Consider the following 7,386-nt stretch of genomic DNA (forward strand, 5'->3'; position numbering starts at 1 on the left):
GGCTGGGAGAGTCGGTTACAAGAGACATGGACTCCAGAAGAAAAAGCGCCTTTGCAAATGTGATCGCGAGAGCACCTTTGCAGGGATCCCTGTGCTACGTTGGGCACAGTTGGGCTGTACCATTTGCAGCCTACCAAACTTTGGATACCACCGGCTGGGGCAGGCAGCACTGCTTTGTCCCTGAGATAAAGTTGGGGCAGGGAAGAGCCTCTGGGCGAAACCCCCAAAAGCTGGAGATTAACCTCGACTTTTAGACCTTGTCTTCCAGGAGAGCCAATGAGAAAGCGTGGGTTTGTGGTGAGTGCAACGGCTGCAGTGGTCACAGCCGTGTCGCTTGTCGGGGTGCAGCTATCCATGCCGGGTTGGGCAGGGTTTCGCCGGGATCCCAAGGAAGTGGTGGACGAAGTTTGGCAGATTGTTAATCGCGAATACGTCGACCCTTCCTTCAACTCCGTCGACTGGGAGGCGGTGCGGCGGGATCTGCTCAGCCGAGAATATGCCACCCGAGAAGATGCCTATGCAGCCATTCGCGAAGCCCTGAAGAAACTGAACGATCCCTACACCCGCTTCTTGGATCCCGACCAGTTCGCCAGCATGCAAATTGACACATCCGGTGAGCTGACCGGGGTGGGGATCACGCTGGGCATGGATCAAGAGACCAACGAGCTGGTGGTGATCTCCCCCATCGAAGGATCCCCCGCCGACCGGGCCGGGATCAAGTCCAAAGATGTAATCGTGCGCATCGACGACAAATCCACCGAAGGGATGGACACCAACACCGCCGTCAGCCTCATTCGCGGCGAGCCGGGCACACGGGTGCGGCTGACCATCCGCCGCGAGGGGGAAGGGCTGAAGGTGTTCGACCTGGTGCGGGAGAGAATTGAGCTGGCCACCGTGCGCTATGCGGTTCACCAGGAAAATGGCCTGCCCATTGGCTACATCCGCATCACCCAGTTTTCCGGCAATGCCGCCGACAAGGTGCGCCAGGCCATTCGCGAGCTGGAGAAACAAGGGGTGGCCGCCTATGTGCTGGATCTGAGGGCCAATCCGGGGGGGCTGCTCTACTCCAGCGCCGAGATCGCCCGCATGTGGATCGACCGGGGCAGCATTGTCTCGACGGTGAACCGGCAAGGGGAGCAGGATCGCCTCACGGCCAACAACAGCGCCCTCACCGACAAGCCTTTGGCTGTCTTGGTGGATGGAGGATCCGCCAGCGCCAGCGAGATCTTGTCGGGGGCTTTGCAGGATAACCGGCGCGCCGTGATCGTGGGCACGCAAACCTTTGGCAAGGGCCTAGTGCAGTCGGTGCATCCCCTCTCCGATGGGTCGGGCCTGGCGGTGACCATCGCCCGCTATCGCACCCCCAAAGGCACCGATATCGATCACAAAGGCATCACCCCTGACATTGTCGTGGAACTGTCCGAAGAAGATCTCAATCGCCTCAGCCGGGATCGCGAGTTGGTGGCGACTCCCGCCGACCCGCAATATGCCGCCGCTATCCAGGCCCTCCAGGCGCAGATCTCGGCCCGCCAGCAACAGGCCAAGGAGCCAATGCGTTCCTCTTCCCTCTAGCCAGCGTTGGGGCCCAGGCTGCGAGACCTTGCTGAGTAGCGGCCTTGCGCTGGCGAGCAGGCAGCAGCGCGGGCCGGAAGTTGTTTGCGGAGGCGGTGAAGCGCGATGGCGGGGTTGCAAGCTGTAGGATCCATCAACTTAGCCGGGCGGGATCTGCTCAAACTCAGCGACCTGAGCCCGGCGGAGCTAGCGGCCTTGCTGGTCCAAGCGGCGCAACTGAAGCGGGATCCCTATCGGGTGGATCTGCGCGGCCGGGTGCTGGGGCTGTTGTTTCAGAAGGCTTCTACCCGAACCCGCGTCAGCTTTACCGCTGCCATGGCCCAGTGCGGGGGCAGCACCCTAGATCTGGTGCCGACGGCGATGCAGATGAGCCGCGGCGAGCCTCTGCAGGATACGGCCCGCGTTCTCTCCCGCTACCTGGACGCCATTGCCATTCGCACCTACAACCAGCGGGAGCTGGAAATCTTTGCCGAATATGCCGAGATTCCCGTGATCAACGCCCTCACGGATCAGTTTCACCCCTGCCAAGTTTTGGCCGATCTGCTCACCATCCAGGAGAACTTCGGCCAACTGGCGGGCCTGACCTTGGCCTATTGCGGCGACGGCAATAATGTTGCCCATTCCCTGCTGCTGGGCTGTGCCATGAGCGGGATCCACATCCGCGTCGCCACCCCCCCCGGCTACGAGCCAGATGCGGCAGTAGTAGCAGAAGCGCAAGCCTTGGCCCAGGGATCGCAGGTGTGGGTGTTGCGGGATCCCTACGAAGCGGTCGCGGGAGCCCAGGTGGTCTATACCGACGTGTGGGCCAGCATGGGCCAAGAAGACCAGGCCGAGGCGCGCAAAGCCGACTTCCTGCCCTACCAGGTCAATGCTAAGCTGCTGAAACAGGCGGCTCGCGAGGCCATTGTGCTCCACTGCCTGCCCGCGCACCGGGAAGAGGAGATCACCGCCGAGGTCTTGGAGGGATCCCAGTCCCGGGTGTGGGATCAAGCAGAAAATCGCCTCCACGTGCAAAAAGCGCTCCTGATCCAACTGCTGGGGGCAGGGTGATGGCCCTCACCCCCGGCCCCAGAGGGGAGCCTGTCAACGGTTATTGGCAGGGCGGCGGGCAGCGATGGCCAGGCTGACGTTGGGCAGTCGCTGCAGGGTATCCATCACCTCCACCACCTTGCCGTGGGAGAGAGCCAAATCGGCGTTGATCACCACCAGGCGGCGCCCTTCAGCCGGCTTCTCGGCCAGGACGCGTTCCACCTCTGGGATCAGGGCGGCAAGATTGGCAATCGCCTTGCGGTTGACGGCAATTTGGCCTTCAGCGGTGATGCTCACCGTAACGTCTGGCTGGCGGCGGGCTTCGGCTGTGGAGGCCTCTGGCAAATTGACATCGAGGGCCTCCGAGCGGGTAAGCACCAGGCTGGCGATGACGAAAAACACCAAGATCGAGAAGATGACATCGATCAGGGGCACGATGTTGATCTCGCCGGATCGAAAGTTTTCTTCGGGGATGCGCATAGGCTAGGAGGGCTCAAGGGGGGAGTAGGGAGGAAGAGTGGAGCTGCCGCTGGGGCTGGGCTTGGCGTAAGAATACTGGGAAAGCTGTTGGGCTTGCATCTCTTGCCGCTGGCGATGCAGCAACTCCAGCTCGCCGCCGTACTCCTGGATCTTGGAGAGCTGCCGCAGGTACAGAGAGCGGAAGACGTTGGAGATTAGCAAGGTGGGAATGGCCACGATCAGCCCAAAAGCGGTCGAGTAGAGGGCTTCGGCGATCCCCTGCCCTACCCCTTGCGTATCGGTGCCGCCGATATCCCCCAGTTGGATGGAGCTGAGGATCTGGATGATGCCGGTAACGGTGCCCAGCAGGCCCAGGAAGGGGGCAACGGTAATGACGGTGTCGAAGACCGTATTGAAGCGCTTCAGCAGGGGCACCTCTGCCGCCAAGGCTGTCTCCAGGGCCAGCTTAAAATCTTCGGGGCTGGCTTCGTTCAGCTCCAGGCCGGCCAAAAAGATGCGGGCAATGGGGAGATCCGCATTTTGCTCCAGCAGGTACTGGGCAGCGCGTGGGTTGCGGCGGTACTGGCTCAGGGCTTGCCGCACCACCTCCTCCTGCCGGTGGGTGACTTTCCACCAAAACAAGGCCCGCTCGATGCAACAGGCCACCGAGAAGACTGAGAACGTCAACAGGGGGATGGAATAGTACCAACCCTGGATCAGGAGCTGCAAGACTCTATCCATACGATCCTAGTTACCCCCTTCTAGCGGCAATTCACGCTCATCTTGTCATAGCACTTTCTCGGCAGGGCTGGGATCCCTTTTGAGTGGCTGGAATTGCACCTTCTGGCATCCTGGATCATCCCACGTGAACCCCAGCCACCTCTCCGACCTCTCAGTAGTGGCAACAACCTCCTATCCCCCTCCCGGCAGGGGCGCTATGCTGGGGCGTGGGATCTCCACCTGTTGGGATCTCCTAGGCAACTCTGCTCTCTTGAGATCGCTAACAACCGATGTCTGCTCAGCCCTTCCCACCTTTGGCTCTCCTAAGTGTCTCCGATAAGACCGGCCTGATCCCGCTGGCCCAGGCCCTCGTGCAGGAGCACGGCTTTCAGCTGCTCAGCAGCGGAGGCACAGCCAAGGCGCTGTCAGAAGCTGGGATCCCGGTCACCCCTGTTTCGGAGCATACCGGCGCGCCGGAGATCTTGGGGGGACGGGTAAAAACGCTGCACCCCCGCATTCACGGGGGCATTCTGGCCCGCCTGGAGCGCCGCGAAGACCGGGCGGATCTGGAGGCGCTGGGGATCCCTCCCATCCAGTTGGTGGTGGTCAATTTCTATCCTTTCGAGCAGACGGTGGCCCGGGCAGGGGTGTCGCTGGAGGAGGCTTTTGAACAGATCGACATCGGCGGGCCGACGCTGGCGCGGGCGGCAGCCAAGAATTATCCCCACGTTACCGTGCTCACCGATCCCAGCCAGTACCCTCAGTATTTGCAATTGCTCTCTAGCCCCTCCAGCGAGGCGGAGCGGCTGGCCTTTCGCTTCCAGTGTGCCCGCCGCGCCTTCGAGCAGGTACTGGCCTACGACCGCGCCATTGTCGACTACCTAACTCGCTCAGAGCTGTCCCGCCCCTCTCAAGCTCCAGCTCCTGCAAACGCTGCCGAGCAGGTTTTTCAACTGCAAGGGATCCCTTGGCAACGCCTGCGCTACGGGGAAAATCCCCACCAAGCCGCCACCTGGTATGTGGTGGATGCGGCTGCTCCCGGCTGGCATCGGGCCAAACAGTTGCAGGGGAAGGAGCTCAGCTACAACAACCTGCTGGATCTAGAGGCGGCCCGCGCCCTGGCGGCAGAACTGAGCCTAGGGCTGGCCAACGGCCCTAGGCCAGCGGTGGCGGTGATTGTCAAGCACAACAACCCCTGTGGGGTAGCCGTTCGCCCAACTCTGGCTGCCGCTTTTGAGGCGGCTTTGGCCGCCGATCCCGTTTCCGCCTTCGGGGGCATTGTCGCCCTCAACCAAACCTTGGATGGGGAGGCTGCCCGGCGGCTGGCGGAGCCCTTTTTGGAATGCGTGGTTGTCCCGGACTGCACCCCCGAGGCGGCTGAGCAACTGGCAGCCAAAAAGAACTTGCGGCTTTTGGTTCTGCCGGACTTTGCGGTTGGGCCGGCCCAAACCGTTCGCACCCTGGCTGGGGGCTTCCTGGTGCAGGAGGCTGACTTGGCCCAGGGATCCGACCGCCGCCCGTCCTGGCGGGTGGTGAGCGAGCGCCAGCCGACACCGGAAGAGTGGGCGGATCTGGAGTTTGCCTGGACGGTCTGCAAACACGTGAAATCCAACGCCATCGTCGTTGCCCGGCAGGGGCAGACCCTCGGCATTGGCGCAGGCCAGATGAACCGGGTAGGCGCCGTCGAGATTGCCCTTCGCCAGGCCGGCTCGCAGGCAGCAGGAGCGGTTTTGGCCAGCGACGGCTTTTTCCCCTTTGCCGACAGTGTGGAGGCGGCAGCCCGTGCTGGGATCCGCGCCATCATCCAGCCGGGAGGCAGTCTCCGCGATGCCGATTCCATTGCTGCTGCCAATGCTGCTGGGATCGCCATGGTCTGCACTGGCATCCGTCACTTTTTGCACTAGGGCAGACCCCAGGCTCTGGCCCGCTCCGCCAGCCAGCCCTCAGCGCGCAGGTTCTCCAGCTCGCGGCGCACCCGCAGCCGCAATTCAGCATGCTCCAGCCCCTTGGGCAGGGCAATGCCCAGCCCCACCGCCGCCAACGGGGATCCCAAAAACTGAAACTGGGGGTGCTCCGCCAGCCACCCTGCCAGCACCGAGCGATCCGCTGCCCAGGCCTGCACCGCTCCCTTTAGGAGCAATTCCGCCCCTTCCCGGTAGGAATCCACCGCCACCAACTCAACCCCTGGGAGGTAGCGCTGGAGGTAAGGAATAGCAGCCGATCCGCGCAGGACGGCAATCCGCGCGCCGCCCACATCCGACCACCTTTCCCAGTTGTGGGAACGGGCCACAACCAAGCTGGGGCCATCCTGATAGTAGGGCGAGGTAAACTCCACTTGTCGCGCCCGATCCGGCGTAATGCCAAGCTGGGCAATAGCCAGATCTACCTCCCCAGCGGCCACTGCCTGCAGCCGCTTCACGTTGGCTACCGGCACCAGCTCCACCGCCTCCGCGGATCCCAAGAGCCGGGATCCCAGCTCGCGGGCCAGCTCGATCTCAAACCCCTGCAGCTTGCCCATGGGATCGCGAAAGCCCAACGGCCTCAGGTTGTCTTTGACCGCAATTCGCACCTGACCCGAACGCACAATCTCTGGCCAGGGGCGGGCAGCCGCAGGGATCCCCCTCCCCAAGCAAGCCAATGCCAGGCCGGCTGCCATGCAAGACCTCTGGATTGCTGCGGCCAACGGAGACCGAGACCCCATCTCTTTAGGAGGCGCGGGCCTGGCGAGCTGCTTCCACCACTTGGGTAAAGGCTTCTGGATCCAGGAAGGCCAAGCGGGCCAGCATTTTGCGGTTCAGTTGGATATTGCCTTTTTTGAGGCCGTCGATGAACTCGCTGTAGCGCAGGCCCTGGGCGCGGGTGGCCGCGTTGATGCGGGCAATCCACAGGCGGCGAAAATCCCGCTTCTTGCGCCGGCGATCCCGGTAGGCGCTGCGCAGAGCCTTCATCACCTGCTGGTTGGCAGTGCGGAACAGCTTGGAGCCGGCTCCTCGAAAGCCTTTGGCTAGCTTGAGGATCTTCTTACGACGCTTGCGGGCAACATTGCCGCGTTTGACTCTCATGGCAGTAACCCAATACAGACGGATATAGAAGTTGGCGAGCCCCCGGCAAACCTTGAGACTTCAACCCGTCCCCAACGTGCCGAGGCGTCGGGGAAGCGGCGCGTAGCGCGAACAGGACCCAGCTAGTGGGTGTTGGGCAGCATCAGGCGCACATTGGCCAGATCCTGCTTGCTTACCAGGGCTACACCCGCCAGCTTGCGCTTACGGTTGCTGGTTTTGTGCTCAAGTAGGTGGTTGTGCCCGGCCCGGCGGCGCATAAACTTGCCGCTGCCGGTGAGGCGAAAGCGCTTGGCGGCTGCCTTGCGAGTTTTGATTTTGGGCATGGCAGTACCCCCAGAATGGGTGGGGCTGGAGAAAAGGTCACAGCCTCTCAGCATAGAGCAGGAAAGTCCAAGAAGGCAAATGCTGCCACCGGTCTTGGCTGCCCACATTTGCTCAGAGGCACTCAAAGACAGCCCTCCCGTGGCTCCAAGAGCAGCACTTGCCAGCGCAGCAACTGCTGCAACTGCGGCCAGCCCAGGGGAGACTCCAGGCTGTCTTGAAG

Annotated in this window: 8 protein-coding genes; 3 read left to right on the top strand and 5 right to left on the bottom strand. The window is 62.5% G+C overall.

Going from position 1 to position 7,386, the window contains the following annotated elements:
• Positions 1–276: 276 nt before the first annotated feature.
• Both ctpC and argF read left to right on the top strand, forming a co-directional pair.
• Positions 277–1,572, top strand: a complete 1,296-nt coding sequence (ctpC, locus tag NW809_RS09275) for a carboxyl-terminal processing protease CtpC (RefSeq protein WP_011431590.1) — start codon at positions 277–279, stop codon at positions 1,570–1,572.
• A gap of 132 nt (positions 1,573–1,704) precedes the next feature.
• Entirely contained in the window at positions 1,705–2,622 is a 918-nt protein-coding gene (gene argF, locus NW809_RS09280) for an ornithine carbamoyltransferase (RefSeq protein WP_187147178.1), read from the top strand.
• 33 nt (positions 2,623–2,655) lie between these two features.
• On the opposite strand, the gene NW809_RS09285 is transcribed toward argF, so the two are convergent.
• Together NW809_RS09285 and NW809_RS09290 are read right to left on the bottom strand one after the other, a co-directional pair.
• Positions 2,656–3,081 (bottom strand): ExbD/TolR family protein, encoded by a 426-nt coding sequence (locus tag NW809_RS09285; RefSeq protein WP_011431588.1) that lies wholly within the window; start codon positions 3,079–3,081, stop codon positions 2,656–2,658.
• Positions 3,082–3,084: 3 nt separating this feature from the next.
• Positions 3,085–3,777: a MotA/TolQ/ExbB proton channel family protein gene (locus tag NW809_RS09290; RefSeq protein WP_369781495.1), complete on the bottom strand. Its 693-nt coding sequence runs from the start codon at positions 3,775–3,777 to the stop codon at positions 3,085–3,087.
• Between the two features lie 293 nt (positions 3,778–4,070).
• Between NW809_RS09290 and purH the strand changes: the two genes are divergently transcribed.
• Entirely contained in the window at positions 4,071–5,684 is a 1,614-nt protein-coding gene (purH, locus tag NW809_RS09295) for a bifunctional phosphoribosylaminoimidazolecarboxamide formyltransferase/IMP cyclohydrolase (RefSeq protein ID WP_414401996.1), read from the top strand.
• On the opposite strand, the gene NW809_RS09300 is transcribed toward purH, so the two are convergent.
• The 3 genes from NW809_RS09300 to rpmI form a co-directional block, all read right to left on the bottom strand.
• A complete protein-coding gene (locus NW809_RS09300) occupies positions 5,681–6,436 on the bottom strand; it encodes a transporter substrate-binding domain-containing protein (protein ID WP_071813541.1) in 756 nt (251 codons plus the stop codon). The genes purH and NW809_RS09300 overlap by 4 nt on opposite strands.
• Positions 6,437–6,485: 49 nt before the next feature.
• The gene (rplT, locus tag NW809_RS09305; protein WP_011431584.1) at positions 6,486–6,842 is read right to left on the bottom strand and encodes a 50S ribosomal protein L20; all 357 of its coding nucleotides are present in this window, start codon (positions 6,840–6,842) and stop codon (positions 6,486–6,488) included.
• A 122-nt stretch (positions 6,843–6,964) separates the two neighbouring features.
• A complete protein-coding gene (gene rpmI, locus NW809_RS09310; RefSeq protein ID WP_011431583.1) occupies positions 6,965–7,165 on the bottom strand; it encodes a 50S ribosomal protein L35 in 201 nt (66 codons plus the stop codon).
• Positions 7,166–7,386 lie beyond the last annotated feature (221 nt).

Origin of the sequence: Synechococcus sp. WC101 (assembly GCF_047461555.1) — a bacterium.
In the GTDB taxonomy this organism is placed as follows: domain Bacteria; phylum Cyanobacteriota; class Cyanobacteriia; order Thermostichales; family Thermostichaceae; genus Thermostichus.